Origin of the sequence: Pseudomonas gingeri (genome assembly GCF_013385425.1) — a bacterium.
GTDB classification, from domain to species: Bacteria; Pseudomonadota; Gammaproteobacteria; order Pseudomonadales; family Pseudomonadaceae; genus Aquipseudomonas; species Aquipseudomonas gingeri_D.
In genome coordinates this window covers 565,823-591,876 of the sequence record NZ_JACAQA010000005.1, presented here as the reverse complement: position 1 = coordinate 591,876, position 26,054 = coordinate 565,823, and the positions used below count along the sequence as shown (strand labels likewise).

Here is a 26,054-nt window from a genome sequence, read left to right as displayed (position 1 = left end):
AGTCCATGACAGCTACATGGCAGTCCGATGACAACCGCCCGAACGGCAAGCGGTGTAGACTGCGACGATGCCAAGGAGACCGCGATGGGACCGATCCTGACCCTGCGCCACTACAGCCCCGACCTGATCAACCACAGCCATGCCCATGCGCAGCTGGTGTTTGGCCTGTCCGGCCGGCTCGACTTCGAGATCGAGGGGCACGGCAGCCAGGTGGTGCAGCAAAGCGTCGCGGTGATTCCCTGCGATGCCCATCACGTCTGCGCCAGCCCCAACGGCAGCCGCTGCCTGGTGCTGGATGTGCCCGACGAACGCTGGTTGCTGAACACCCTGGGCGACCATGCCGAGGCCAGCCGGCGTCTGCTCGACACCGCCGGGCCACGCACCCTCGACGCCGCCCAGGGCCAACTGGTGCAGTGGCTGGCGGCCAGTCCCGTGGACGACCCGTTGATCGCGCAACAGGGCGCCGTGCTGCTGCTTGCCAGCCTGAACAGCCCCGGCAGCCGCCCATTCGCTGGCAAGCGCCTGCCCCTGGCCGCCCTCAACGCGCACATCGATCGCCATCTGGCCCACCCGCTGCAGGTGACGGACCTGGCGCGTATTGCCGACCTGTCCAGCGCCCGCCTGCATACGCGCTTTGTCGCCGAATGCGGGCAGACGCCCATGGACTATGTGCGCAGCCGTCGCCTGCATATCGCCCTGGGACTGCTGCGCGAGTCGACCCTGCAGATTGGCGAGATCGCCAGCCGCGTCGGCTACCAGTCGCAAAGTGCCTTTGCCGCCGCCGCGCTCCGCGAGTTCGGCCGCACACCCGGCGCGTTGCGACGCGAGTCCTGAGACAAACGACAGCAGGCACGCGACAGACAGGCACACTGGCCGCCCTCTAGACTGCGGCTCTGTCTGTCAGCGTTTTCAAGGACCACCATGACTCCCCGTTCCGCCCTGGGCGCCCTGCATATCGGCGCATTGATGTTTGGCCTGACCGGCGTGTTCGGCAAACTCGCGAGCGCCGCCCCGGCGATCATCGTTTTCGGCCGTGCGGTCTTTGCCGTGCTCGCCCTCAGCCTGTTCGCCCGCCTGGCCCGCAATCATCACTGGCAACCGTTGCAGGCACAGGACTGGCGGCGCCTGCTGCTCAGCGGCCTGCTGCTGGCCGGGCACTGGGTCAGCTTCTTCATTGCAGTAAAAGTCGCCGGTGTGGCCGTGGCGACCCTGGGTTTCGCCAGCTTTCCGGCCTTCACGGTGATTCTGGAAGGCGTGATCTTTCGCGAGCGCATCCGCTTCAATGAAATCCTCCTGGTGGTACTGGTCAGTATCGGCCTGGTGCTGGTCACGCCCGACTTCAACCTCGCCAGCCAGGCCACCGGCGGTTTGCTCTGGGCCGTACTGTCCGGCCTGCTGTTCTCATTGCTGTCGCTGGCCAACCGGGCCGGCTCCGGGCGGATTCCCGCCGTACAGGCAGCGTTGTGCCAGAACCTGGTGGTCGCCGCCTGCCTGCTGCCCTGGGCCGCCCCGGATCTTGCGCAAGTACCAAAGCTGGACTGGGTCTGGATCGCTCTGCTCGGGGTGTTCTGCACAGCCGTGGCCCACAGCCTGTTCGTGGCCAGCCTCGCGGTGATCAAGGCACGTACCGCCGCGGTGGTCTTTGCCCTGGAGCCGGTGTACGGGATCACCGCGGCCTGGCTGCTGTTCGGCGAAAACCCGACCTTGCGCATGTTGATCGGCGGCGCCCTGATCATTCTCGCCATTGTGGTGTCCAGCCGCCTGGGCGCGGCGGCCGCACCGCAGGACAACCGGGAAGCCGCGTCAGTTCATTGACGAAAACCCAATCCGCCTATACTGGTGACATCCGCAACAGTTTGCTGTCGTTCACGGAGATCAGGGTTTCTCGACGACAGCTGCAGTGATTCCCCCCTGAATCGACTCGATTCGAGCGGCCCTCCCCATCAACATGTTGGAGGGTTTCATCCATGGACATCGTCAGTCTTTTGATTCAAGCCATCAGTGGCGCCGTGGGCGGTAACGTGGCCGGGTCGGTCCTGCAGAAATACAACCTGGGGCCGGTCATCAATTCCATCCTCGGCATACTCGGCGGCGGTCTCGGCGGGCAGTTGCTCGATCTCTTCACCAACGGCAGCGTAGGCAGCGGTAGCGGCGCACTGGACCTGACCTCGATCCTCGGCAGCATTGCCAGCGGTGGCGTGGGCGGTGGGGTGCTGATGGTCATCGTCGGGCTCATCAAGTCGAAGCTGAGCCCGTCGTAACGGCGCGCCTAGCGGGGCCGGTCGTTGTGCCCGAGGTCGCGCTCGGGGTCGATCCGGTCCCGTACCCGCTGCTTGAGGACTTTGGCTTCGGGAAAGCCGCCGTCCTCCTTGCGCTCCCAGATCTGCACCTCGTCGCAGGTGATCCGGAACACTCCGCCGGTCCCCGGCTCCAGGGCCACCTGGCCGAGATCATCGGCGAAGGTGCTGAGCAGTTCCTGGGCCAGCCAGGCGGCACGCAGCAGCCATTGGCACTGGGTGCAGTAGGTGATGACGATATGCGGTTTACGTGTGGTCATGATTGCACCGGGCTCATGAAGAATAGGTCGTCGCTATAATAGCGGCCTTTTTATCGCCCCTCCCGAGATCATGATGCGCCGCCTGTTGTCCTGCCTGCTCCTCTGTCTACTGCCCCTGGCGCTGCAAGCCGCCGAACCGCCGCGACCGAAGATCGGCCTGGTGCTGTCCGGCGGTGCCGCCCGTGGCCTGGCCCATATCGGCGTGCTCAAGGCCCTGGAAGAACAGGGCATCAAGATCGACGCCATCGCCGGCACCAGCATGGGCGCGGTGATCGGCGGGCTGTATGCCTCGGGCTACAAGATCGACGAGCTGGAAAAGCTCGCCCTGGGCATCGACTGGAAACAGGCGCTGTCCGACGCCCCGCCACGGGAAGACATCCCGTTTCGGCGTAAACAGGATGACCGCGATTTCCTGGTCAAACAGCAGCTCAGCTTCCGCGACGACGGCAGCCTGGGCCTGCCGCTGGGAGTGATCCAGGGCCAGAACCTGGCCTTGCTGCTGGAAAGCACGCTAGCCCATGCCAGCGGCACCCGTGACTTCGACAAGCTGCCGATCCCCTTTCGCGCGGTTGCCACCGATATCGCCAGTGGCGAAAAAGTCGTGTTCCGCCGCGGCCACCTGCCCCAGGTGGTCCGCGCCAGCATGTCGATCCCGGCGGTATTCGCCCCGGTCGAGCTGGACGGGCGCCTGCTGGTGGATGGCGGCATGACCGACAATATTCCGCTGGATGTGGTGCGCGAAATGGGCGTCGACATCGCCATTGTGGTGGATATCGGTACCCCGCTGCGCTCACGCAAACAACTGGCGACCGTGGTCGACGTCCTCAACCAGTCGATCACCCTGATGACCCGGCGCAACTCCGAAGAACAGCTGGCCACGCTGCACCGCAATGACATCCTGATCCAGCCGGCGCTGGCCAGTTACGGCAGCACCGACTTCGGCCGCGCCCAGGACATCATCGACGCCGGTTATCGCGCCACGCGCATTCTCGACGCGCGCCTGGCCGGCTTGCGTTCGCCGCCCAACCCCGACGCCGAACTGGTCGCCGCCCGTGCGCCCGAACAACGTACCCCGGTGATCAATACGATCAGGATCGAGAACGACTCCAAGGTCAGCGACGCAGTGATCCGCTATTACATCCGCCAACCCCTCGGCGAGCCGCTGGACCTCGAGCGCCTGCGCATCGACATGGGCACTCTCTACGGCCTGGACTACTTCGAGCAAGTGCAATACCGGGTCGCGCGCAAGGGCCAGGAACACACCCTGGTCATCAGCGCCCGGGGCAAACGCAGCGGCACCGACTACCTGCGCCTGGGCTTGAACCTGTCGGATGACATGCGCGGCGACAGCGCCTTCAATCTCGGCGCCAGTTATCGGGTCAACGGCATCAACAGCCTCGGCGGCGAGTGGCTGACCCGGGCCCAGATCGGCGATCAGCAGAATCTCTATAGCGAGTTCTATCAACCGCTGGACACCGGCTCGCGCTACTTTGTCGCGCCCTATGTGAACCTGCAAACGCAGAATGTGGAAGCGACCCTGGATAACGATCCGATTGCCGAATATCGCCTGGAACGGTACGGCTTCGGCTTGAACATCGGGCGCCAGATCGCCAACAACGGCGAGATCCGTCTCGGTATCGGCGAAGCCTGGGGCCAGGCCGACGTGAAGATCGGCGATCGCAGCCTGCCGCGGGTGAGTTTCAGCGAAGGTTTCTACGCGCTCAAATACTCCTTCGACTCGCTGGACAACGTCTATTTCCCGCACACGGGGGAAAACATCAACCTGACCCTGCGCGAGTTCGACCCGAGCCTGGGTTCGACCCAACGCTACCGGCAGTGGGAGTTCACCCTGGACAAGGCCCTGAGCCAGGGACCGAATACCTGGATCCTGGGGGGGCGCTACGGACGTACCCTGGACGACGCCGAAGTGGTCACTTCGAGTTTCCTGCTGGGGGGCGCACGGCAGCTATCGGGGTTCCGCCAGGATTCGATTGCCGGGCAGAACATCAGCCTGATGCGCGCGGTCTATTACCGCCGGTTGACACCCCGGGCCTACCTGCCGCTGGATTTCCCCCTGTACCTCGGCGCCTCCCTGGAACGCGGGCGGGCCTGGAACAACGACAATCAATTCGACACCGGCTACATCAATGCCGCCAGCGTGTTCCTGGGCTTCGATACGCCACTGGGGCCGTTGAACTTCAGCTATGGCCTCAATGACGACAATCAGAAGGCGCTGTACCTGAATCTGGGACAGACCTTCTGATATTCCCAGGGGCGAGCCGTATCAGCGAATACTGGCGAGCAAGGTGCGCGCCGTCTGCTTCAGGGGTTCATCGCCTTCGCGCAGCAGCTCGAGGAGCAGTTGACTGGCATGGTCCAGGTCGCCGACATTGATGCAGGTTTGCGCCTGCTCAAGCTTGCTGGCCGAAGCCTGCTCGCGCTCCAGGCTGTCGAAGTCGACTTCCAGGGGCTCGATGTCCAGGGGCTCGGAATCACTCATGAAACCATCGAGAAACGCGTCGTCCAGTGAGTCCCCGTCGTCGGGCAGGCTCAACTCCACTTCGCCCACAGGCGCGGGCACAGGCTCTGACTCAAGCTCGGAAAAATCGCTGAGGAACTGCTCGTCCGGCATCTCGAACACTTCCGGCAGCTCATTGAAGCTCTTGGTGAAGATCGGCTCGGGCTCAGGCTCCAGCTCGACAGGCAAAACCGGCTCTTCGGCGGTCTTGCTGCGGGGATGGGGCGTATTGTCGAACGGGCTGACCAGGTCCCAGTCGGCGTCCATGGACAGGTCATCGAGGTTGAGCTGGAATTCGTCCTCCAGCGGCTTGTCCGCTACAGGGGCGGTTGCAGTCGTCTCCTCAGCCGGCTCTTTCCAGTGTGCCGCCAGTACTGGCGCGACCGCTGCCACGGCGCCGGCCGCCGCCAGAACGGCGACCGGGGACGCAGCGGCTGGAGCTTGGGGTGGCGTGGCGGCAGCGCTTTGCAGTTTCGGATACTTGGCGCGCAATTCCTGCAGGGCCGACTCACTGAACCCGGCCTCCAGCAGCTTGCGCTCTTCCGTTGCGTAAGCCGCACTGTCGCCCTGCTGGGCCAGCACATCGAGCAAGCGCAGGTGCAAGTCCGTGCGCTCGGGCTCCTTGAGCATGGCCTCGCGCAGAATGCCCGCCGCTTCGCTGAAGCGACCATAGGCGATGTAGATACTCACGCCTTCAAGGGCATCAGGCACTTCGCTGGACTGACGCGAGGCCACTGCGGCCACCGGCGCCACCACCGGCTCGACCCGCGTCGACGCGGGCGTTGCCGGCTTGGTCGGCGGGGTCGGCGTTACCACTCGGCTGACCATCGGCTCCGGAACCGGAGCCACCGGAGGTACCGCCTCGGGCACCTGTTCAGCCTGCTGGCGGTTGCGGCGCAGGATAAAGGCCACGGCCAGCAGCGCGATCAGCAACAGCACCGCCCCCCACAGCAGCCAGTTCGGGCCATCGGCAGTCTCGGCGGCCGGTGTCGGCGCTACCACTGGCGCGGCCACCACGGCGGGGGCCGGCGCAACAGCCTTGGTCTTGAGTTCCGCGAGTTGTGTCTGCAGTTCAACGGCCTGTTTCTGGCTGCTGGCAATCATCTCGTCCTGCGCCTTCAACCTGACCTGCAGATCCTCGACGGTCTTCTGCAACTGCTGGTTTTCCAGGGCGGCCTTGGCCAGCTCCTCGGCGTTTTGCGCTGTCTCGGTCACGGCAGCAACCGCATTCTGCGTGGCGGCAGCCGCGGTGGCCGTAGCCGCGGCGGCCAGGGTCGGGGCAGCGGAAGACGCCGGGGCCGCAACCACTGCGACGTCCGGCAACAACAGGCTCTGGCCGACCCGCAAACGGTCACTGCCCGGATTCAGGGCACGAATGCCCTGGGACAATTCATTGACCGACGCCTGACTGCCGGCTTCGCGCAGTCGCTTGGCAATAACCCAGGGGTTATCCCCCTTGACCACGGTGTAGTGTTTGCCTTGCAGCGCAGGCGGCGGTGGGATATTCGCCACCGAAGCCGGTTGCTCAAGGGCAGCGCTGCGAGCAGGCAGGTTGTAACCGGCCGGCAGGTTGCCCGGCGGATCGAGCAGCACGGTGTATTCGCGCAGCAGGCGCCCGTTGGGTCGGTTGACCTGCACCAGGAAATTCAGAAAAGGTTCGCTGACCGGCTTGTTGGTCTGCACCTGGATAACACTGCTGTTGCCCCGCAGCACAGGGGTAAAGCGCAGGTCATTGAGGAAGAACACCCGCTCGACGCCCGCCCGGGCGAACTCCTCGGGTGTTGCCAGGCTGACCGACAGTTCGCCGTCGGCCAGGTCGCCCGGCTCGATCAAGGCGATTTCCGCGTTCAACGGCTGATTGAGCGCCGAATGCAGGGTGATATCCCCCAACCCCATGGCCGGGGCCAGCGCCGAATACAACAACCCGCCGGCCAGCACGGCCAACAGGCGAGCCCGGTTCAGGGTGGATTTTCCAATGGAGCACCGCAACGCGGACTGCAAACTCTCGAGCATGAGCATCCCTTACTGGCGTGACGGCCCGCGCACGCGGGCCGGACACCGACACAATACACAGAACCAGTAACTCTTATAGTCTGCGGCGCAAAGACTATCAAAATTCGTTGAAGGCTTTACAAACTCGCTGAGGACTCCCAAGCCCGGCGGCCTGGGAATGCCTCAAGATTTTTCCAGGTTCGCCAGGATCCGGCTATGGACCCGCATGCAGATCCTCAGTTCTTCATCGTCGACACCGACGAACAGCTCATGGCGCAACGCAGTGGCGATGGTCTCGATCTGTTCAATCAGGGGCCGTGCCGAGGGACTCAGGACGATTTTCTTCGCCCGCCGGTCTTCCAGCACGGCCTGGCGCTGGACCAGCCCCTGGGTTTCCAGGCTGTCGAGCAGACGGGCCAGGGTCGGCCCTTCAACCCCCACACTCTGGGCCAGCTCGCGCTGGGTCGGGGCCTCGGTAAAACGCGCCAGGTGCAGCAAGACCAGCCAGCGCGCCTGGGACAAGCCCAGGCCCGCCAGACGGCGATCCAGTTCCGCACGCCAGCCTCGCGACATGTGCGCCAACTGCATGCCAAAACGGTGTTCATCGGTCAACGGCATAAAACACTCAGGGTTAGACTTAAAATAGACAAAACTAATTATTAGTCAGCTAAGCATGACCCATGCCCGGAGGCAAGGCTTGCTCAGCGCTGAATCGTTACTTGTCGTGAATAAGACAGTGACCGGGGACAATACCGACCTCACATTTCAAATTCCGCCTGCAAGGCGGCCCGCACGCAGTACAGCACCCCTTCCGGCACACGGCCGGCAAACAGTTCGGCAATCGCGGTCACCGGAGGCAATTCGCCTTCGCCGTCGAGGAAGGCGTCCTGGATTTCCCCCAGCAGATCCTCCGGCAAGTCCAGCGCCTGCTCCAGCGACAGTTGCTGGCGGCCGACGGCCTCGGCCAGCAAGGTATAGACATTCTTTTCCGAACACTGCAACTGGCCGGCGATCTGCAACGGCGTCATACCGGCCCGGGCCAGGCTGATCAGTTCGTGGCGGATATCGGCCACGGTTTTCGGGGTTTCTGCCTCGCCGCCGAGGACTTCGAGGAACGCCTCGCCATAACGCTCCAGCTTGCGCGCGCCGATACCGCTGACCTTGGCCATTTCCGCCAGGGAAGTCGGCTGGCTGCGGAGCATTTCCAGCAAGGTGGAGTCGGGGAAGATGACATAGGGCGGCACGCCATGTTCCTGGGCCAGCTTGCGCCGCAGGGCACGCAGGGCTTCCCACTGTTCGCGCTCCTCGCCACGCACCAGCTGGCTGGCAGGGCTGGCGGAGACACTTTTGGCCGTGGTCTGCGGCTTGAGGTCGCGGCGCAGCTCCAGGCTCACTTCGCCCTTGAGCAGGGGCCGGCAGCTATCGCTCAGACGCAGGCCGCCGTAGCCTTCCAGGTCGATATCGGCCAGCCCGCGGGCCACCAGCTGGCGGAACAGGGTGCGCCATTCGCCTTCGGCCAGCGCCTTGCCGACACCGAACACCGTCAGGTGCTGATGACCGAAACTGCGCACCTTGTCGTTTTCCTTGCCCAACAGCACATCCACCAGGTGTCCGACGCCATACCGCTGGCCGGTACGGAAAATCGCCGACAGCGCCTGGCGCGCCGGTTCGGTGGCGTCCCAGGTCTGCACGCCATCGACGCAGTTGTCGCAATGCCCACAGGGTTGCGGCATGTCTTCATCGAAATAGGCCAGCAGGGTCTGGCGACGGCAGCGGGTTTCTTCACACAGGGCCAGCATGGCGTCGAGCTTGTGGTGCTCCAGGCGCTTGTGCCGCTCGTCACCTTCGGAGTTCTGCAGCATCTGCTTGAGCATCACCACATCCTGCAAGCCATAGGCCATCCAGGCATCCGCCGGCAGGCCGTCGCGGCCGGCCCGACCGGTTTCCTGGTAGTAGGCTTCCAGGGATTTGGGCAGATCCAGGTGGGCGACAAAGCGCACGTTGGACTTGTCGATGCCCATGCCGAAAGCAATGGTCGCCACCATGATCAGCCCTTCCTCGTTGAGGAAGCGCTTCTGGTTGGCGGCACGCACATCGCTGGCCAGCCCGGCGTGGTAAGGCAACGCCGGATAGCCTTGCTCGCAAAGCATCGCGGCCACTTCATCGACCTTCTTGCGCGAGAGGCAATAGACAATCCCGGCATCGCTGCGGCGCTGCGAAAGGAACGCCAGCAGCTGCTTGCGCGGCTGCTCCTTGGGCACGATGCGGTAGAAGATATTCGGCCGGTCGAAGCTGGAGAGGAAGCGCTCGGCATTCTGCAGATGCAGGCGATTGACGATTTCTTCGCGGGTCCGCTTGTCGGCCGTGGCGGTCAGGGCGATACGCGGCACATCCGGGAACAGCTCGGCCAACTGGCCGAGTTGCAGGTACTCGGGACGGAAGTCGTGGCCCCATTGCGATACGCAGTGGGCTTCATCGATGGCGAACAGGGCGATCTGGAGGTTCTGCAGGAACGACAGCATACGCGGCTGCACCAGGCGCTCGGGGGCCAGGTAGAGCATTTTCACTTCACCGCGACGAATCCGTGCCGCCAGGTCACGTTGCTGTTCGGCGCTCAGCGTGGAGTTCAAGGCCGCGGCAGCGACGCCCAGTTCCTCGAGGGTCGCCACCTGGTCGTCCATCAGTGCGATCAAAGGCGAGACCACCACCGTCAGGCCCTCGCGCAGCAACGCCGGAACCTGGAAGCACAGCGACTTGCCGCCGCCGGTCGGCATCAGCACCAGGGCGTCGCCACCATTGGCCACGCGCTCAATAATGGCACCCTGGCGACCACGGAAGCTGTCGTAACCGAAGATGTCCTTGAGGACGCGTTGAGCCTGTTCGAGCATAACCACTCCAAAAATCATCGAAACGCTTGTTCAAAGGCTGGCTGAAGATTCACCGTTTTCACGAAAAAAACCGTAAGCAGGCATTTCCCAGCGGCCCCGAGGGTCAGCAGCGCATCACAAAACGCGGCAGTATACCCGAGCGTCCGACGGCAATGGGCGGTGCCGGTCGGTTAAGGGAATTCAGTGCTTGCTGGCCTGAGGGCTCAAGAACGCCTAGAATTGCTTATCGTTTATTCCCAAGGTAGCCCCTCAATGTCCTTCGCTGAGCAACTCACCCGCCTGCAAGCCTTCCTCGACGCCGACGAGCTGCACGAAGAGGCGCTGGACTATGTCGCCGCCCACGGCTACCTGACCGCCTTGTCGATCTGCGCCGAGATCGTCCCCGATCGGGAATGGATCGACGCCCTGTTCGCCGAGGAGCCGCACTACAGCGACGCCGCCCAGCGCGAAGAGATCGAAGCCACGCTGATCCAGCTCAAGGCCCATATCGCTCGCCAGCTGGCGTCCGATGAAGAATTCGAGCTGCCGTGCGACCTGGACCTGGGCGACGACCCGGACGACTCCGAGCTGCGCGGCTGGTGCATCGGCTTCATGGAAGGCGTGTTCCTGCGTGAAGAGGCCTGGTTCGAAACCGCCGAAGACGAAGTCAGCGAAATGCTCCTGCCGATCATGGTCGGTTCCGGCCTGTTCGACGAACAACCCGAGTTCGCCGATATCGCCGCCGATGCCAACCTGATGGACGACATGATCGTACAGATCCCGGAAGCCCTGACCGCGCTGTACCTGCTGTGCAACGCCCCGGACGAAAAACCGGCCATCCTCAAGCCACGTCATCACTGAGTCGGCTGACGGCATGAACTCAATCGCCCGGCACTGCCGGGCGTTTTTTTTCGTGGTTGCGCAGGAAAGTCTCTTCACCCATCGCCCGAATCTGCCCTTCGATCAGTGCTTCGAACGGCCGCAGCAACGCCGCGAACGAAACCGGTGCCTCAAGGGTTTCCAGCGCCTGGACAATCGCCTCCAGCGTCGACAACGCGCCCGGCTCCGGCGCCTTGCGCAATCGGTAGCGCGACACCGCCCCCGCCCCCAGCGTCACCCGTGGCAACGCCGCCAGCAATGGATTGAGGTAGAGCATCTTGCGCGCCTTGCGCCAGGTGCCGTCGGGCAGCACCAGCAACAGCGGCAACTCGCTCGGTGCGGCCGCATAAACCTGCAAGGGCTGTGCATCCTCTGCCGGGAACAGCAATTTCGCCTGGTAACCGGGCTGTTGCAGCAACTGGGGCAGGTCCTCGAAAACCTCACCCACCCGCAACTCGGCATTGGTCAACCCCAATGCCGCCAGCCGGGCGGTGTTCAAGGCATGGTTGACCTCGCTGGGATGCTGCAACAGCAGCACGCGGGTGCGGCTGTCCAGCTGTGGGATCAGTGCGCACAGGCAGTGGCTTTCGGGACGCAGGCAGCGTTCACAACGGGCTCTGGACATTGAGTTATACCGATCAGGGCTGGTTGAGCTGGGCTTTGAGCAGGTCACGAAAGGTCTGGATCAACGGCTCGCGACTGCGGCCCCGGCGCAGGATCATGGAAAACGGCGCCTGGTAGCCGAAGGTCGCCGGCAGCAATACCCGCAGGTCACCCTTGTCGGCCCAGGGCTGGGCGTAGTGCTCCGGCAGGTAGCCGATATAGGCGCCGGACAGCACCAGGATCAATTGCGCCTCCATACTTTCCACGGTCGCCGCGCTGTGCTTGAAACCATGGCGCGCCAGCTCGGCCTGGCTCCAGTAACCGCGTCCGACCATGCGTTGCTGGGTAATCACCTGTTCCGGGATACGCCGTTCGTTGTACAGCGGATGCCGGTTGCTGCAATACAACCAGTGCTGCTCACGGTACAGCGGCTGGTAGACCAGCCCGCTCATGCGCGTGGAGAAGGCGCCGATGGCCAGGTCGAGACGATTGTCCTGCACGCCGAGCTGCAATTCGTAGGGACTCATCACCGACAGGTGCAGGTGCACGGCCGGGTGCTCCTGGCTGTAGGCGCCGATGGCCTCGGCCAGGGGCAACGCCGGCTCGCTGACCGTGGAATCGATCACCCCCAGGTTCAAGGTGCCGCGCAACTCACCCTTGAGGGCCGCGGCGTATTGCTCGAAACCTTCGAGCTCACCCAGCAGGCGCAGGGTTTCCTGATGGAAAAGCTCGCCCTTGCTGGTCAGGCTGAAGCCGCCGCGCCCGCGATGACACAGGACCAGGCCCAGGGACGCTTCCAGCTGGCTCATGTAGGTGCTGATCGCCGAGGTCGATAGATTGAGCTCCTGCTGGGCGTTGGCGAAGCCCTGGTGCCGGACCACGCTGACGAAGATGCGCAATAGTTTGAGGTCGGGTAAAGCGTTGGCCATGGGAGTTCCTGGGGAAAGTCTGCATTGCCGGAAACAATTCTGTCCGCCCAGTTTCCCATTAGTTTAGAAAAATCTGAACTAACTATTTGCCGTCAGCGATTCTTCCCGCCCGGCGCCTTTCGCAGAATCGCCCCCTGATAACCAAAATAAATGATGAGGCTTACCCGTGGACAAGATTCTTCACCAACCACTGGGCGGTAACGAAATGCCGCGCTTCGGCGGTATCGCCACCATGATGCGCCTCCCGCACCTGCAATCGGCCGCCGGCCTCGACGCCGCGTTCATCGGCATCCCGCTGGACATCGGCACCTCGCTGCGCGCCGGGACCCGTTTCGGCCCGCGGGAAATCCGCGCCGAGTCGGTGATGATCCGCCCCTACAACATGGCCACCGGTGCCGCGCCCTTCGATTCGTTGTCGGTGGCCGACATCGGTGATGTGGCGATCAACACCTTCAACCTGCTGGACGCCGTGCGCATCATCGAAGAGTCCTACGATGCCATCCTCGAACACCCGGTCATCCCACTGACCCTGGGCGGCGATCACACCATCACCCTGCCGATCCTGCGGGCCATCCACAAGAAGCACGGCAAGGTCGGCCTGGTGCACATCGACGCCCACGCCGATGTCAACGATCACATGTTCGGCGAGAAAATCGCCCACGGCACCACCTTCCGCCGCGCCGTGGAAGAAGGCCTGCTGGACTGCGACCGGGTGGTCCAGATCGGCCTGCGCGCCCAGGGCTACACCGCCGAAGACTTCAACTGGAGCCGCAAGCAGGGCTTCCGGGTGGTCCAGGCCGAAGAGTGCTGGCACAAATCCCTCGCCCCGCTGATGGCTGAAGTGCGCGAAAAAGTCGGTGGCGGCCCGGTGTACCTGAGCTTCGACATCGACGGCATCGACCCGGCCTGGGCGCCCGGTACCGGCACCCCGGAAATCGGCGGCCTGACCACCATCCAGGCGATCGAGATCGTCCGCGGTTGCCAGGGCCTGGACCTGGTCGGCTGCGACCTGGTGGAAGTCTCGCCACCCTACGACACCACCGGCAACACCTCGCTGCTCGGCGCCAACCTGCTGTACGAGATGCTCTGCGTACTGCCCGGCGTGGCCCACCGCTGAGGAGTCGCCATGAACGACCGTGACCAGGTACTCGAGGCCGCCGCCGAGCTGGTGGCCGCCTTCGCCGCCAATGATCGCGAAGCCTACTTCGGCGCCTTCAGCGCCGATGCCAGCTTCGTTTTCTACACCCTCGAACAGCCCTTGCTGTCACGCGATGCCTATCAGGCGCTGTGGGACAACTGGCGGGCGGAGGACGGCTTCGAGGTGATTTCGTGCACCTCGAGCAACGCTTTCGTCAGCCTGCAGGGCGATGTGGCGATTTTCATCCATGACGTGGCCACCGAGCTGCGCATGCAAGGGGAGCTTCTCTTTAGCCAGGAGCGCGAAACCATTGTGTTTCGCAAACAACGAGAATCAGGCCCATGGCTGGCCTGCCACGAGCATTTGTCAGCAAAACCCCAGGGAATGCCCTCCCCTTAGCCAACCCCGGTAGCCCTCGCGGAAGACGAGGGCACCGCAGTGATCGGAGCGATCATGAATAAAAACAACAATGAAAAAAGCCTTGGCAGCATTGAAACCAACGGGGTCGAACAGATCCCCGACCACGAACGCGATGCCCGACCCAGCGACCTGTTTCGCCTGATCTTCGGCGGTGCGAATACCTTTGCCACCGCCGTGCTCGGCAGTTTCCCGGTGCTCTTCGGCCTGTCCTTCCAGGCCGGTGTCTGGGCGATCGTCCTGGGCGTGGTGCTAGGCGCGCTGATCCTCGCGCCCATGGGCCTGTTCGGTCCGATCAATGGCACCAACAACGCCGTGTCCTCCGGGGCGCACTTCGGTGTGCACGGGCGGATCGTCGGCTCGTTCCTGTCGCTGTTGACCGCCATCGCGTTCTTCTCGCTCTCGGTGTGGAGCTCGGGGGATGCCCTGATCGGCGGCGCCAAGCGGCTGGTCGACATGCCGGAAACCGACCTGACCCTGGGCCTGGCCTACGGCCTGTTCGCGATCCTGGTGCTGACGGTATGCATCTACGGCTTCCGCTTCATGCTGTGGGTCAACCGCATCGCCGTATGGGCCGCAAGCCTGTTGTTCCTGCTGGGGATCTTTGCCTTTGCACCGGCCTTCGACAGTCACTTCGCCGGAACCGTGGCGATGGGTCAGGCCGGTTTCTGGGCGGCCTTTATCGGCGCCGCGCTGGTGGCCATGAGCAACCCGATTTCCTTCGGGGCGTTTCTCGGCGACTGGTCGCGTTATATCCCCCGCGAAACCTCGAAAGTCCGGATCATGCTGGCGGTGATCGCCGCGCAGATCGCCACCTTGATCCCCTTCCTGTTTGGCCTGGCCACCGCGACCATCGTGGCGATCAAGGCACCGGACTACATCACCGCGAACAACTATGTCGGCGGCCTGCTGGCCGTCTCGCCGACCTGGTTCTTCCTGCCGGTGTGCCTGATCGCGGTGATCGGTGGCATGTCCACCGGCACCACCTCGCTGTATGGCACCGGACTGGACATGTCCAGCGTGTTCCCACGACTGCTGTCGCGGGTCAAGGCGACCCTGCTGATCGGCGTGCTGTCGATTGCCTTTATCTTCATCGGACGCTTCGCGGCGAACCTGGTGCAGAGCGTGTCGACCTTCGCCGTGCTGATCATCACCTGCACCACCCCGTGGATGGTGATCATGATCATCGGCCTGCTGGTACGTCGTGGTTACTACTGCCCGGATGACCTGCAAGTCTTCACCCGCGGCGAAACCGGCGGGCGCTACTGGTTCAGCCACGGCTGGAACTGGCGCGGCCTGGGCGCCTGGATCCCCAGCGCGCTGGTGGGCCTGTGCTTCGTCAACCTGCCGGGGCAGTTCGTCGGCCCGCTGGGCAACCTGGCCGACGGCATCGACATCAGCCTGCCGATCACCCTCGGGCTGGCGTCGCTGATGTACCTGGCGCTGCTCAGCCTGTTCCCGGAGACGGCAGAGGTTTATGGACCGCAGGATGCGCGCAGCCGGGATGGCAAAACATTGAAGCCCGGGATGCGCCAGGCGGCCTGATACTGCCGTGGCGAGCCCCCTCGCCACAGCATGTGCCTTGAACTTTGCTCGACCATAAAAAAGATAATCGGAGACACGCCGTCATGGCTTTGGATTTATTGGTTGTACTCATTTATGCCGCTGGCATGCTCGTGCTCGGTTACTACGGCATGCGCAAGGCCAAGACCCACGAAGACTACCTGGTGGCCGGACGCAACCTGGGCCCGACGCTGTATATGGGCACCATGGCCGCCACGGTACTGGGCGGTGCCTCCACCGTCGGCACCGTGCGCCTGGGCTATGTCCACGGCATTTCCGGCTTCTGGCTCTGCGCGGCCCTGGGTTTCGGCATCATCGCGCTGAACCTGTTCCTCGCCAAACCGCTGCTTAAACTGAAGATCTTCACCGTGACCCAGGTCCTGGAGAAGCGCTACAACCCCATGGCCCGTCAGGCCAGCGCGGTGATCATGCTGGCCTACGCGCTGATGATCGGTGTGACCTCGATCCTCGCCATCGGCACCGTGCTGCAAGTGCTGTTCAACCTGCCGTTCTGGCTCTCGGTACTGCTGGGCGGCGGCGTGGTGGTGGTCTACTCGACCATCGGCGGCATGTGGTCGCTGACCCTGACCGATATCGTCCAGTTCGTCATCAAGACCGTGGGCCTGATGTTCATCCTGTTGCCGATCTGCCTCTACCGCGTCGGCGGCTGGGACCAACTGGTGAGCAAGCTGCCGGCGAGCAGCTTCAGCTTCACCACCATCGGCTGGGACACCATCATCACCTACTTCCTGATCTACTTCTTCGGCATCCTGATCGGCCAGGACATCTGGCAACGGGTGTTCACCGCCAAGGACGAGAAAGTCGCGAAGTATGCCGGCAGCGTCGCCGGGGTCTACTGTATCGCCTACGGCCTGGCCTGTGCCCTGATCGGCATGGCCGCCCATGTGCTGATTCCCGACCTGGCCAACGTCAACAATGCCTTTGCCGCCATCGTCAAACAGTCGCTGCCCGATGGCATTCGTGGCCTGGTGATCGCCGCGGCCCTGGCGGCCATGATGTCCACCGCCAGTGCCGGCCTGCTGGCCGCCTCCACCGTGCTGACCGAAGACCTACTGCCGAAACTGCGCGGCGGCAAGCAGTCGAGCCTGGGGATCAACCGCCTGTTCACCTGCCTGACCGGGATCGTCGTGCTGGGTATCGCCCTGGTGGTCAGCGACGTGATCAGCGCCCTGACCCTGGCCTACAACCTGCTGGTGGGCGGCATGCTGATTCCGCTGATCGGCGCAATCTTCTGGAAGCCCGCCACCACCAGCGGCGCCATTACCAGCATGGCCCTGGGCTTCATCACCGCCCTGGTGTTCATGATCAAGGACGGCCTGGACGCCAATACCCCGATCTACTACAGCCTGGCCATCGGCCTGATCAGCTTCGTCGTGGTCAGCCTGTTGTCTCCGCGCCCGGCCGGCGTCGCCAGCGCCATCTGATACCGCGGTTACTTCAGCGGGTGCGACGTCGGTTGTCGCACCCGTTTTTTTTGCCTGCCGCCTTCCCCCATTGACCGCCCTGCGCACGCTCAGGGAGATGAACGGTCAGGTCCCGCGCAAAACTTGTGCTGTACTGGCCTATAGCGACTACCTTTTTGATTAACCGGAAGGTACAAGGATCGCGGGTGTCGTAGTTTGGCCACTATCGCAATGCCCCAGGAAAGGGTCGAACAATAAGAAACCCTTCTTCGAGGCTCTTATGAACAGACTCGAGATTCATCAGCAAATCTGCCATTCCATTGAAGAACAACTGTCGCTGAAATGGTCGCAAGATCCGTCAAAGGCCACGGACAACACCTGTTCCCTTGATCTCGTCGAGTTGTTCCACAACCTTGAGTGCCTGTTCGATGTGCGGCTGGATCTGAACCGCGACCTGATAGGCATCACCACCCTTGGCGATCTCAGTCGATTTATCTATGAAAAAACCCGGCCCGCCGAACCCGCCGGATTCCCTCCCCCAGGCACACTCCCGCGGCCCTTGCCGCAAAGGCAACCGGGGAGACCGGGCGCATGAAAAGAGCCGATATTCGCAAGAGCGTGCATGATTTCGTCAGCCAACGGCTCGACGACCACCAGGCGTTCGCTGACGATCAGAGTTTGCAGGGATTAGGATTCGACACCCAGGACATTGAAGACCTGATGTTCCATCTTGAAGATGAGTTTGATCTGACGGCGTTTACCGAAGAGGAAGACCGCTTGCTCAAGGAAGCGGTCACGGTCAACGACTTGAGTCGTTTCCTGGAGAAAATCGCCAGGCACTGAACTTCGCCAACACGGCACGGCGAAGAGCGCTGAACCCTGTTGCCGGCCCGTGGGCGCTTAGCGACGCGGCTGGCGGCGACGGCGATCATCGTCGGTACGAATAGGTACCGGCTGCAGTGGCGGTTCGATCAGACCCAGGGCAACACCGAGGTCATGGAGCCAGGTTTGCAGTTTGTCTTTCATATAGCCCCCTTCAGGGTAATGCGAGCGACGGGATTCTGTAGCCGCTTCACACAGATCATAGCCCTAAGTCCTACGCAATGCTGTCCCTTGCAGCAGGATCTTTGATTTAAATCATGGCAAAACGCTTCAAGCCGACGCGCGGAGCCCTTCGGCACTGTCCGCCAGGGGCAGCAAGGCGCTTTTCTGCAGCTCGATCCAGGCCGCCAGGTTGGCGCCGACCATGCCTTTGCGCCACATCAGCCAGGTGGTGGCGCTGGCAAAAGGCTCGACCAGCCGATGCACCGACACGCTTTCCCGCCCGGGCAGGCTGGCCAGCATCGACTCGGACATCATCGCCACGCCGGAGCCGGCGGTGACACAGGCGAGCATTCCGGGATAGGACTCGATCTCGATGGCCCGGCCCATGGCCGCGTGATAGTGGCCGAACCAGGCCTCCAGGCGCAGGCGGTAGGCACAGCCGCGGCGAAAGGTGAAAACCGGCTGCCCCTGTACTTCCAGGGCACTGCGCACCGGCGGGTGATCGGCCGGTGCGATCAGCACCAGGGTTTCATCGCAGAATGCAAGGCCGTCGAGCCCCGCCAACTGCAGCGGGCCATCCACCAGGGCGGCATCCAGGCGCCCGGAGACCAGCCCTTCGAGTAATTCGCCGCTGGGCGCGGACTGCACCTGCAGGTTCACTTCGGGATAGGTGCGGTGATAACGCGCCAGCATCGACGGCAGGTAAATCGCCGCGGTGCTGTACATGGTGCCCAGCACGAAGTCCCCCGCCGGTTGCCCGCCACGCACGGCAGCCTGGGCCTCGTCATGCAGCGAAAACAGCCGGTTCGAGTAATCGAGCAGGACCTTGCCGGCCGGAGACAGTTGCAGGCGCTGACGTTCACGCAGGAACAGTTCGACCCCCAATTGCTCCTCGAGCTGCCTGATGCGCGTGGACAGGTTCGACGGCACCCGGTGCAGGCGCTCGGCGGCGCGAGTGATGGAACCCTCCTCGGCGACCGCGTGGAAGATCCGCAATTGGCTGAACTCCATGACCCTCTCCAAAACTGAACAAGTTACTCACTATTATTCATTTTTAAAGAAAGTCAATCGATCCTAGCCTGACGGTCATAGTCCTCTGCCGGGAAATGACGCCATGTCACCTCTGATTCGTTTAACCGCCTGCTTTATCGCCCTGATGATGGCCATGGGGGTGGGCCGCTTTGCCCTGACCCCGCAACTGCCGCACCTGATCAGCGAAGGCCAGATCGACCTGACCGCCGGCGGCCTGATCGCCGCCGCCAATTACCTGGGCTACCTGCTGGGCGCGGTGGACGCCATGTTCGCCCGGCGCGCGCACCATGTCCGCCTGCGCCTGCTCGCCGGCCTGTGGTTATGCGTGCTGTTGACCCTGGCCTCGTACTGGGCCCATGGGTTCTGGTCACACTGGCTGTTGCGCTTCGGCACCGGGGTGGCAAGTGCCTGGGTAGTGGTCATGATCACCAGCCTGAGCCAGCCGCTGGCCCATGCCGTCGGCCGTCCACGCCTGGGTGCCTGGGTGTTTGCCGGTCCCGGCCTGGGCATCGTGCTCACCGGCTTGCTGGCGCTGGGCTCGAACCTGCTGGGAGAGAATTCGTCGACCCTGTGGCTGGTGTACGCCGGCGTCGGCCTGCTGATGTTGCTGTTGATCCTGCCCTTCCTGCCGCTGCCGAGCGCCACACCCGTGGCCACAACCACAGCCGCACCCGTGATCGTGGACACAGAACAGCAATCCATCGGTCATCTGGGCCTGGTCTATGCCTTGTACGGCCTGGGCTACATCATTCCGGCGACCTTTCTTTCGCAGATGGCCAGTGCGCGCTTCCACGGGCAATGGCAGGCCGATCTGTTCTGGCCCGGCTTCGGCTTGGTCGCGGCCCTTGGCGTGGTGCTGGTGAGCCTGCGGCGCGCCAAACCCGACAGTACCCGTCGCTGGTTGATGGTGACGCTCTGGCTGCAGGCCGCCGGGGTCTTCGCCTGCCTGTTGTCGAGCGGCCTGGGGCTGGTGCTGGGGGTGATTCTCTGCGGTACGCCGTTCCTGGCCTGCATGCAGTTGGTCATGCAGCGCTCGCGGGAACTGGCGCCGCACGCCACCCATCGCAATGCCGGGTGGCTGACCGCCTGTTTCGCCATCGGCCAGCTCTGCGGGCCGTTGCTCGCGGCCTTGAGCAGCCACTTCAGCGGTGGCCTGCAACCGGCCTTGATCGTGGCGGGCAGCGGCCTGGTACTGGCGGGACTGGTGGTGTTGCGGCCGGTGGCGGCCGCAGCGCCCGGGGTGGCCCTGGTGCGACGCTGAGCCTTGCAGGGTTGCGACAGGCAGGACAGCTACGCAGTCCATCGCCAGCAAGCCGGCGCCTACAGAATCACGCTGAAACGCGATTATTGTGGGAGCTGGCTTGCCGGCGATGACGTCAGCCCGGGCAACATCCACACTCAGCTCAATTCGATGCGATCGGCATGGATCACAATCTGCCCTTGCTTGTAGAGCGCGCCAATGGCTTTCTTGAAGTTGCCTTTGCTGACCCCGAACAAACCGCTGATCACGGTCGGATCGCTCTTGTCGCTGACCGCCAGCACCCCGTTGTTTTCACGCAACTTGGCGAGGATCTTGCTGTTCAGGCTACCGGAAGCTTCTTCGCCAACGGGTTGCAGGCTCAGGCTGATCTTGCCGTCGGCGCGGATCTCCTTGATAAAGCCCTTTTCCTCTTTGCCGGCCCGCAGGAACTTGAACACTTCGTTCTTGTGAATCAGCCCCCAATGCTTGTTGTTGATGATCGCCTTGAAACCCATGTCGGTAGCTTCGGCCACCAGCAGGTCGACTTCCTGGCCGGGCGTGTAGCTGGCCGGAGTCTTGTCCAGGTAGCGATCCAGGCGGGCCGTGGCGGTGATGCGACGGGTATGCTTGTCGAGGTAGACATGCACCACGCAATAGTCGCCGGCGCTCAACTGGCGCTTCTCTTCGGAATACGGCAACAGCAGATCCTTGGGCAAACCCCAATCGAGGAACACACCAATACTGTTAACTTCCTTGACTTTGAGACTGGCGAATTCACCGACCTGAACTTTGGGTTTTTCCGTGGTGGCAATCAACTTGTCAGCACTGTCCAGATAAATGAAAACATTCAGCCAGTCTTCATCTTCACTGGGAATATCCTTGGGGATATAACGGTTGGGTAGAAGAATCTCGCCGTCCGCGCCGCCGTCCAGATACAAACCGAAATTAGTGTGTTTAACCACTTGCAAGCTGTTATAACGCCCGACTAAAGCCATTTCCAATACCCTCATTGCGTGGCTGGCATTCTACCCGAGTTTGACGACGCTGTTTCACAGCGCTTGCCCCCGGCTGAAAAGCCCGCTGCAAGGCTTGATTTTCAAGGGGTTGCCGACAGAAACAGGTCCGTTCGTCAGACCGACGACTGTGCTCGCCCTCGAAATTCGACCCTCGCGTGGAAAATATCGAGGCCGGGTTACGAGTCAAAACAGTAGCTTAGCCAATAATAACAAGGCCCCCACCACGTCTTGGCGAATACCCCACTACCTTTGCCCTGGATATTTATCAAGCAATTGTCAAGTCTTTCAGGTAGAATGATCGATCCAGTTAATATCTACACAGGTTAATGGCCGCCATGCGCGTAAAAGCATCGAACAGCAAAGCAAAGCCCGCTCCAGCCGTTGAGACCAGCGATTCGATCAACGAGCAAATTGCGGCTTTCCTGAAATCCGGCGGCGAGATCCAGCAAATTGCCAAAGGCGTCAGCGGCCAGACTTTCGGCCCGTCGAAACAGATCACCCTCGGCAAAAAGTAATTCCCCCGCGCAACACCCAAGCCACTCTGCGCTTTGAACCTCAAGGCGCAGGGCTGAAGCAACACTCCCGCCCCCATTGCAGATACCGCGCCGATCACCCGTGCACAAATCCCCTTGCGCCCGTATCAGCCGCCATGGTCATCGATGGAAACCATTGAGCGGTTGAACCACTGGCCGCAGAAGCGTTCCATGGAGAGATGCCCCCATCAGGATTCATCCATGTCGTACCGGCTGACCTCCCTCTTCTGGTTGCTGCTCCTGAGCCTGACCATCGGCGCCTGCTCGCGGGCAGGCCTGGCCTACCGCAACCTCGATGTGATCATTCCCTGGACCCTCGGCGACTACGTGGACATGAACCGCGGGCAGAAAGACTGGTTCCGCGAACGCCTCAAGGAGCACCTGCACTGGCATTGCACCACGCAACTGCCGGACTACCTGGACTGGCTCGAGCGCGTGCAGCAGATGGTCGAAACCCGTCAGGTCACCGATGCCAACGTGCAGGCCCGCACCGCCGAGGCCCGCCAGGCGATTGCCCAGGTCACGCGCACCGTCACGCCCTCGGCGGTCGAGTTGCTGCGGGGCCTGAGCGATCAACAGGTAAGCGAGATGAGCCAGGCTTTTGCCAAGGATCAGCGTGAACATCGAGCGGAGTACGTGACCCCGCCCGTCGACGAACAGATCCGCGACCGCGCCGAGCGCATGAGCAAGCGCCTCAAGGGCTGGCTGGGGCCATTGAGCCTGAGCCAGCAACAGCGCATCACCGCCTGGTCCACCAGCCTCGGCGAACAGAACCGGCTATGGGTGGCCAACCGGATGAACTGGCAGATGCAGTTGAGCGAGGCGGTCGAACAGCGTCAGCGCGCGGACTTCCCGCAACGGATCGAACAGTTGCTGCAAGATCAGGACAGCCTGTGGACCACCGAGTACCGCCAGGCTCACGAGCGTGCGGAGCAGGCCACCCGCAGCCTGCTGGTGGCGCTGATGGCCGAGAGCAACGCCGACCAACGGACGCGGCTACTGAAGAAGATCGACGAAATGCGCCAGGACTTCTCGCAGCTCAAATGCCTGAAAACCGCTCAGGGCGGTTGAGCAAAAGCCGTCGTCTGTTGGCCCGGGGCTCAGGCGATCTGCACCTTGGCGGCCAACTGATCGAAGGTGGCCGGGTCCAGCGCATCAACCTGCTCGTCGAGTACCTGCAAAGGGTGATCGTTGCCGGGAATGCTGCTGTCAAGCAGGCTCAACAGGGCAGAGCCACGCGGCGTAAGGATAAAGTTCTCGCCATTACCGCCCTCGTCCTCCGGGCGGCTCTCGATATAGTCGTGCTTGAGCAGCAGCCGTTCGTAATCGGCCGCCAGCGCCTTCAGGTCATCGAGATTGCCCGTCGCCTGTCCCTGCGCGGCCTGGGCCGTGGCGTGCTCCTCGGCGTAGGCCCGGGGGGCGAAGCTATGACCGGCGCTGTTCTGCACCTCATGGAGCAAACGTTCGATCAGTTCCCAGTTGTAAGTCGTCATCCTGATTAACCCTTCACGTGTGAGAGTGAGAAGCCCTGCATAAGGATAGAGTAGTGTCGGCCATGACGGTTCAGCCGGTTTGCACCCACGGATGACCATTGGGCGGAAACCGCCCGACGCCTGGCCGATCGAGCCCGGGAGAAACGACACGGGGCAGCCTGTGCTGCCCCGTCCTTGTTCCGTCAGACCTTTCGATCTAGAGACTGTCGCTGGTGGAGAACCCGCCGCCACTCCCTGAGCTGGAAGAACCGGACGAGCTAGCGGAACTGGAACCGCCCGACGAACCGCCCCCAAAGAAGCTGCCCGAACTGCTGTGCGAACCGCGGCTCCGACTGCTGCTCGAACGGGCACTGCTGCTCGGGCTGGGAGCAACCCTGATGAACTCGCGGTTATTGTCCACCTCACTCACCACCTGGGAGAGCGACAGGGCGCCCCGCATGAACCCGACGAGCAAGCCATCAAGATCCACGTTCTGATAGTCGTAGCGGGAACTGATGAGTCCCCCTGACTGCAACGTACGCTCCAGTTGCTTGGCCAGCTCATAGCTGGCCTCGGCGTCCCGGCACTGCCGCTCCAGAGAAGGCACGCGCAACCGCAACACCTCCAGCTCAGCGCGCAGATCACGTACCCTGCGCACCAGCTCGTCATCCTGCGCACCCTGGGTCTGTCCGGCCAGTTGCTCCAGGGTCAGGTCATTCATCTCGGCCAGTTGCCGGGACAACAGCTCGGAGGCCTTGGCGAAACCCTCGTCACGCTTGCTGACGTAGGGCGCCAGGCGCTGATGGAGCGCATTGGCCTGCGCCTTGCCCGCTTCCAGCGCCTGCTGCGCTTGCCGCTGACGCTCTTGCAAGACCGGCAGATCGCTGGCGGACAGGGCACGTTGATGCAGCCGCGCGCGCTCGGCCTCCTGGGCCGCCCGATTTGCCTGACGCTCCTTGCCAACTGCTTCATTGGCCCGCTGCATGGCCAGCAGCGTGCGCTCGGCGGCACTGTTCTGGGTGAAATTGCACAGTCGCGCCACCCAACGGTCCAGCCCGCGCCAGACAAACCGACCGACATAACCCTCGGTACCGAATCCGCGGTCGCGCAGATAGACATAAAGCGGGTCGGCCTGGAATGCCTGGAGCTTGAGCCGACATTCATCGCGCAGTTCCTTGTAGGACTGCTCGTCGGCCTCGCTGATCAAGGCGGCCTGCTGCTGGGCCCGGAGGTCCTGCTCGACTTGCTGATCAAGGTCCGCCACCTGGGTCTCAAGCGCCTCGGCCAAGCCCGAGATCACCTGCAACTGCCCGGCAATGCCCTCCTCCACCTGCGCCAGCTCCTGACGCAAAGCGGCCTCCGCCTGCTCGCGCTGGTCGAGCAAACGCTGAACCTCGACAGACAGCGGGGCACCGCCGGACAGCTGATAATTGGCGATATGCGGAAAGGCGTTGCCGAGCCCCTGCTGCAGGCGCAACTCCTGATCGTGGGCAGCGGACAACTCGAGCTGCAGTTGGCGCAGCTGTGCCTCCAGGTTCCGGGAGTTGTCGCGGATGGAAGCTTCTATGCGGCTCGCGTTCATTACCACTCCAGGATGTAATCAGGTTTGGTTTTGACCGGTCCTTTGACGAACGTAAAGGACAGCGAGTTGGCCGCCTTTTTCCCCATCAGGCGATCATCGACAAGGCCATCCGCCTGCTTGTCATTCTTGGCCGCCTGGTAGGTGGCCTGATTGACCCGCACGCCAAATATCGAGGCATAACGCCGCTCCCCGGTCTCGACACTGGTGATGGGCAACGGGACGACATTGCCCGAGGCGTCGAGCGCCTCGGCCAGCAGGTACCAGGACTTGCCCCCGGTCGGATCGAAATTGCGCTCAACCATCGACTTCTCGCCGGTACGGCTGACCACTTCCAGGGTCAAGGGTGTCGCCGCTATCGCCCGCAGTTGCTCAACCTCCTTCAATCCCTGTTCGGCGGCCGTCGCATCCATGACCTTGACGGCCTGATCGACCTTGGCAAACAGCGGTTGGAACTGCCCGGCATCGGCGTTGCTCAAGCCCATCTTGCGCACTTGTTCCTGCGCATCCTGCAGCTTCGTCAACCAGGGCCTGATCGTGTCCGTTTGCGCGCTCAGCGCATCCAGCTGAGTCGCCAGTGCCTTCATGTCGGCACTGTCCTTCTTCAGGCTCTTGACCGCCGAGGCGGCCAGCTTGGAGTCCTCTTTGTAACTCTGTTCCGTGACGTGCACCGGCAGCGTGATCCGTTCTGCTGCACGCGCGGTCTCCAGCACCGGCCCGGTCTGTTCAAATACCTGCCGCGCCGCCGGCAAATTCGCCACAAGCCCATCGGCCTTCAGCGTGGAGACACGCTTTTCCAACTGCTCACGCTGCCCGGCATGGCTTGCAACCAGCGCCCTAGCCTCATCCACTCGACCCTGTGCTGCGCTCAGCGACGCCTGAGCAGAAAACTCCGAGACCGACGGCGCAACCAACAGCACCCACAACCCAACTCCCAGGACACCTACCGTAGGCAGCAGCCAGCGTCCACGAGTGATATAGACCCGTGCCAGCAGCCGGGTCATCGAGCCGAAAGTTGCCGGAGCCTGATACGTCAGGCGGTTGGCGAAGAAGTTGCGAACGCCCTCTTCGACCAGGGCATCCTCCACCTCGATGCCCTTGGCCCGGTAAAACTCACGGATCTGCTCGGCCACCCGCAGGCGATGCTTGGGCAGGTCCAGCTGTTTCTGCAGTTCGGCCTGGCTGAAACGCATCTCGTCGATCAGCGCCATGGCCCCCATCTGCTCGGTGAGGGAGACAACGTTGCTCACT

26 protein-coding genes are annotated in these 26,054 nt (G+C 62.9%); 14 read left to right on the top strand and 12 right to left on the bottom strand.

Features of this window, described 5'->3' with window-relative positions; translation table 11 throughout:
- Positions 1–84 precede the first annotated feature (84 nt).
- The 3 genes from HX830_RS10525 to HX830_RS10515 all read left to right on the top strand — a co-directional run bounded on the left by HX830_RS10525 (position 85) and on the right by HX830_RS10515 (position 2,261).
- Positions 85–834, top strand: coding sequence for an AraC family transcriptional regulator (locus HX830_RS10525; RefSeq protein WP_177100058.1), 750 nt, complete (start codon positions 85–87; stop codon positions 832–834).
- Positions 835–921: 87 nt separating this feature from the next.
- A complete protein-coding gene (locus tag HX830_RS10520) occupies positions 922–1,815 on the top strand; it encodes a DMT family transporter (RefSeq protein ID WP_177100056.1) in 894 nt (297 codons plus the stop codon).
- Positions 1,816–1,967: 152 nt separating this feature from the next.
- Positions 1,968–2,261, top strand: a complete 294-nt coding sequence (locus tag HX830_RS10515; RefSeq protein ID WP_152738378.1) for a hypothetical protein — start codon at positions 1,968–1,970, stop codon at positions 2,259–2,261.
- An 8-nt stretch (positions 2,262–2,269) separates the two neighbouring features.
- Here the strand turns inward: HX830_RS10515 and HX830_RS10510 are convergent, their stop codons facing one another.
- Complete coding sequence (locus HX830_RS10510; RefSeq protein ID WP_152738375.1) at positions 2,270–2,557, bottom strand: SelT/SelW/SelH family protein; 288 nt, start codon at positions 2,555–2,557, stop codon at positions 2,270–2,272.
- Between the two features lie 73 nt (positions 2,558–2,630).
- On the opposite strand from HX830_RS10510, the gene HX830_RS10505 reads away from it, so the two are divergent.
- A complete protein-coding gene (locus HX830_RS10505) occupies positions 2,631–4,820 on the top strand; it encodes a patatin-like phospholipase family protein (protein WP_177100236.1) in 2,190 nt (729 codons plus the stop codon).
- A 21-nt stretch (positions 4,821–4,841) separates the two neighbouring features.
- On the opposite strand, the gene HX830_RS10500 is transcribed toward HX830_RS10505, so the two are convergent.
- The 3 genes from HX830_RS10500 to recQ form a co-directional block, all read right to left on the bottom strand.
- The gene (locus HX830_RS10500; protein ID WP_177100054.1) at positions 4,842–7,088 is read right to left on the bottom strand and encodes a FimV/HubP family polar landmark protein; all 2,247 of its coding nucleotides are present in this window, start codon (positions 7,086–7,088) and stop codon (positions 4,842–4,844) included.
- Positions 7,089–7,250: 162 nt separating this feature from the next.
- Positions 7,251–7,685: a MarR family transcriptional regulator gene (locus tag HX830_RS10495; protein ID WP_103496492.1), complete on the bottom strand. Its 435-nt coding sequence runs from the start codon at positions 7,683–7,685 to the stop codon at positions 7,251–7,253.
- 140 nt (positions 7,686–7,825) lie between these two features.
- On the bottom strand, positions 7,826–9,955 hold the full coding sequence (recQ, locus tag HX830_RS10490; RefSeq protein WP_152738366.1) for a DNA helicase RecQ: 2,130 nt from the start codon (positions 9,953–9,955) through the stop codon (positions 7,826–7,828).
- Between the two features lie 252 nt (positions 9,956–10,207).
- On the opposite strand from recQ, the gene HX830_RS10485 reads away from it, so the two are divergent.
- Entirely contained in the window at positions 10,208–10,795 is a 588-nt protein-coding gene (locus HX830_RS10485) for a UPF0149 family protein (RefSeq protein ID WP_103496490.1), read from the top strand.
- 19 nt (positions 10,796–10,814) lie between these two features.
- On the opposite strand, the gene HX830_RS10480 is transcribed toward HX830_RS10485, so the two are convergent.
- A complete protein-coding gene (locus HX830_RS10480) occupies positions 10,815–11,438 on the bottom strand; it encodes a tRNA-uridine aminocarboxypropyltransferase (protein ID WP_177100052.1) in 624 nt (207 codons plus the stop codon).
- Between the two features lie 13 nt (positions 11,439–11,451).
- Complete coding sequence (locus tag HX830_RS10475) at positions 11,452–12,345, bottom strand: LysR family transcriptional regulator (RefSeq protein ID WP_040065200.1); 894 nt, start codon at positions 12,343–12,345, stop codon at positions 11,452–11,454.
- Between the two features lie 166 nt (positions 12,346–12,511).
- On the opposite strand from HX830_RS10475, the gene speB reads away from it, so the two are divergent.
- The 6 genes from speB to HX830_RS10445 all read left to right on the top strand — a co-directional run bounded on the left by speB (position 12,512) and on the right by HX830_RS10445 (position 17,730).
- Positions 12,512–13,462, top strand: a complete 951-nt coding sequence (gene speB / locus HX830_RS10470; RefSeq protein ID WP_100938937.1) for an agmatinase — start codon at positions 12,512–12,514, stop codon at positions 13,460–13,462.
- Between the two features lie 9 nt (positions 13,463–13,471).
- Positions 13,472–13,882: a nuclear transport factor 2 family protein gene (locus HX830_RS10465; protein ID WP_103496487.1), complete on the top strand. Its 411-nt coding sequence runs from the start codon at positions 13,472–13,474 to the stop codon at positions 13,880–13,882.
- A 54-nt stretch (positions 13,883–13,936) separates the two neighbouring features.
- Complete coding sequence (locus HX830_RS10460; RefSeq protein WP_103496486.1) at positions 13,937–15,445, top strand: purine-cytosine permease family protein; 1,509 nt, start codon at positions 13,937–13,939, stop codon at positions 15,443–15,445.
- An 83-nt stretch (positions 15,446–15,528) separates the two neighbouring features.
- Positions 15,529–16,908, top strand: coding sequence for a sodium:solute symporter (locus HX830_RS10455; RefSeq protein WP_177100050.1), 1,380 nt, complete (start codon positions 15,529–15,531; stop codon positions 16,906–16,908).
- A gap of 259 nt (positions 16,909–17,167) precedes the next feature.
- Positions 17,168–17,482, top strand: a complete 315-nt coding sequence (locus tag HX830_RS10450) for an acyl carrier protein (RefSeq protein ID WP_177100048.1) — start codon at positions 17,168–17,170, stop codon at positions 17,480–17,482.
- Positions 17,479–17,730, top strand: coding sequence for an acyl carrier protein (locus HX830_RS10445; RefSeq protein ID WP_152738354.1), 252 nt, complete (start codon positions 17,479–17,481; stop codon positions 17,728–17,730). Before HX830_RS10450 ends, HX830_RS10445 begins: the two co-directional genes overlap by 4 nt.
- Positions 17,731–17,787: 57 nt before the next feature.
- Here the strand turns inward: HX830_RS10445 and HX830_RS32075 are convergent, their stop codons facing one another.
- Complete coding sequence (locus HX830_RS32075) at positions 17,788–17,913, bottom strand: PA1414 family protein (RefSeq protein ID WP_017903325.1); 126 nt, start codon at positions 17,911–17,913, stop codon at positions 17,788–17,790.
- 126 nt (positions 17,914–18,039) lie between these two features.
- The gene (ptrR, locus tag HX830_RS10440; RefSeq protein WP_103496482.1) at positions 18,040–18,942 is read right to left on the bottom strand and encodes a putrescine utilization regulator PtrR; all 903 of its coding nucleotides are present in this window, start codon (positions 18,940–18,942) and stop codon (positions 18,040–18,042) included.
- A 103-nt stretch (positions 18,943–19,045) separates the two neighbouring features.
- Here ptrR and HX830_RS10435 point away from each other — a divergent pair, with 103 nt between their 5' ends.
- A complete protein-coding gene (locus HX830_RS10435) occupies positions 19,046–20,224 on the top strand; it encodes an MFS transporter (RefSeq protein WP_177100046.1) in 1,179 nt (392 codons plus the stop codon).
- Between the two features lie 137 nt (positions 20,225–20,361).
- Here the strand turns inward: HX830_RS10435 and HX830_RS10430 are convergent, their stop codons facing one another.
- Complete coding sequence (locus HX830_RS10430) at positions 20,362–21,198, bottom strand: CvfB family protein (RefSeq protein WP_100938929.1); 837 nt, start codon at positions 21,196–21,198, stop codon at positions 20,362–20,364.
- Between the two features lie 347 nt (positions 21,199–21,545).
- Between HX830_RS10430 and HX830_RS10425 the strand changes: the two genes are divergently transcribed.
- On the top strand, positions 21,546–21,734 hold the full coding sequence (locus HX830_RS10425) for a hypothetical protein (protein WP_176987101.1): 189 nt from the start codon (positions 21,546–21,548) through the stop codon (positions 21,732–21,734).
- Positions 21,735–21,953: 219 nt separating this feature from the next.
- Positions 21,954–22,823, top strand: coding sequence for a DUF6279 family lipoprotein (locus HX830_RS10420; protein WP_177100044.1), 870 nt, complete (start codon positions 21,954–21,956; stop codon positions 22,821–22,823).
- Between the two features lie 29 nt (positions 22,824–22,852).
- Here HX830_RS10420 and HX830_RS10415 read toward each other — a convergent pair whose 3' ends face one another.
- The 3 genes from HX830_RS10415 to HX830_RS32475 all read right to left on the bottom strand — a co-directional run bounded on the left by HX830_RS10415 (position 22,853) and on the right by HX830_RS32475 (position 26,053).
- Positions 22,853–23,245, bottom strand: a complete 393-nt coding sequence (locus tag HX830_RS10415) for a transcriptional regulator (RefSeq protein WP_177100042.1) — start codon at positions 23,243–23,245, stop codon at positions 22,853–22,855.
- A 196-nt stretch (positions 23,246–23,441) separates the two neighbouring features.
- A complete protein-coding gene (locus HX830_RS10410; RefSeq protein WP_177100039.1) occupies positions 23,442–24,806 on the bottom strand; it encodes a hypothetical protein in 1,365 nt (454 codons plus the stop codon).
- A complete protein-coding gene (locus tag HX830_RS32475) occupies positions 24,806–26,053 on the bottom strand; it encodes a DUF6384 family protein (protein ID WP_177100037.1) in 1,248 nt (415 codons plus the stop codon). Before HX830_RS32475 ends, HX830_RS10410 begins: the two co-directional genes overlap by 1 nt.
- Position 26,054 lies beyond the last annotated feature (1 nt).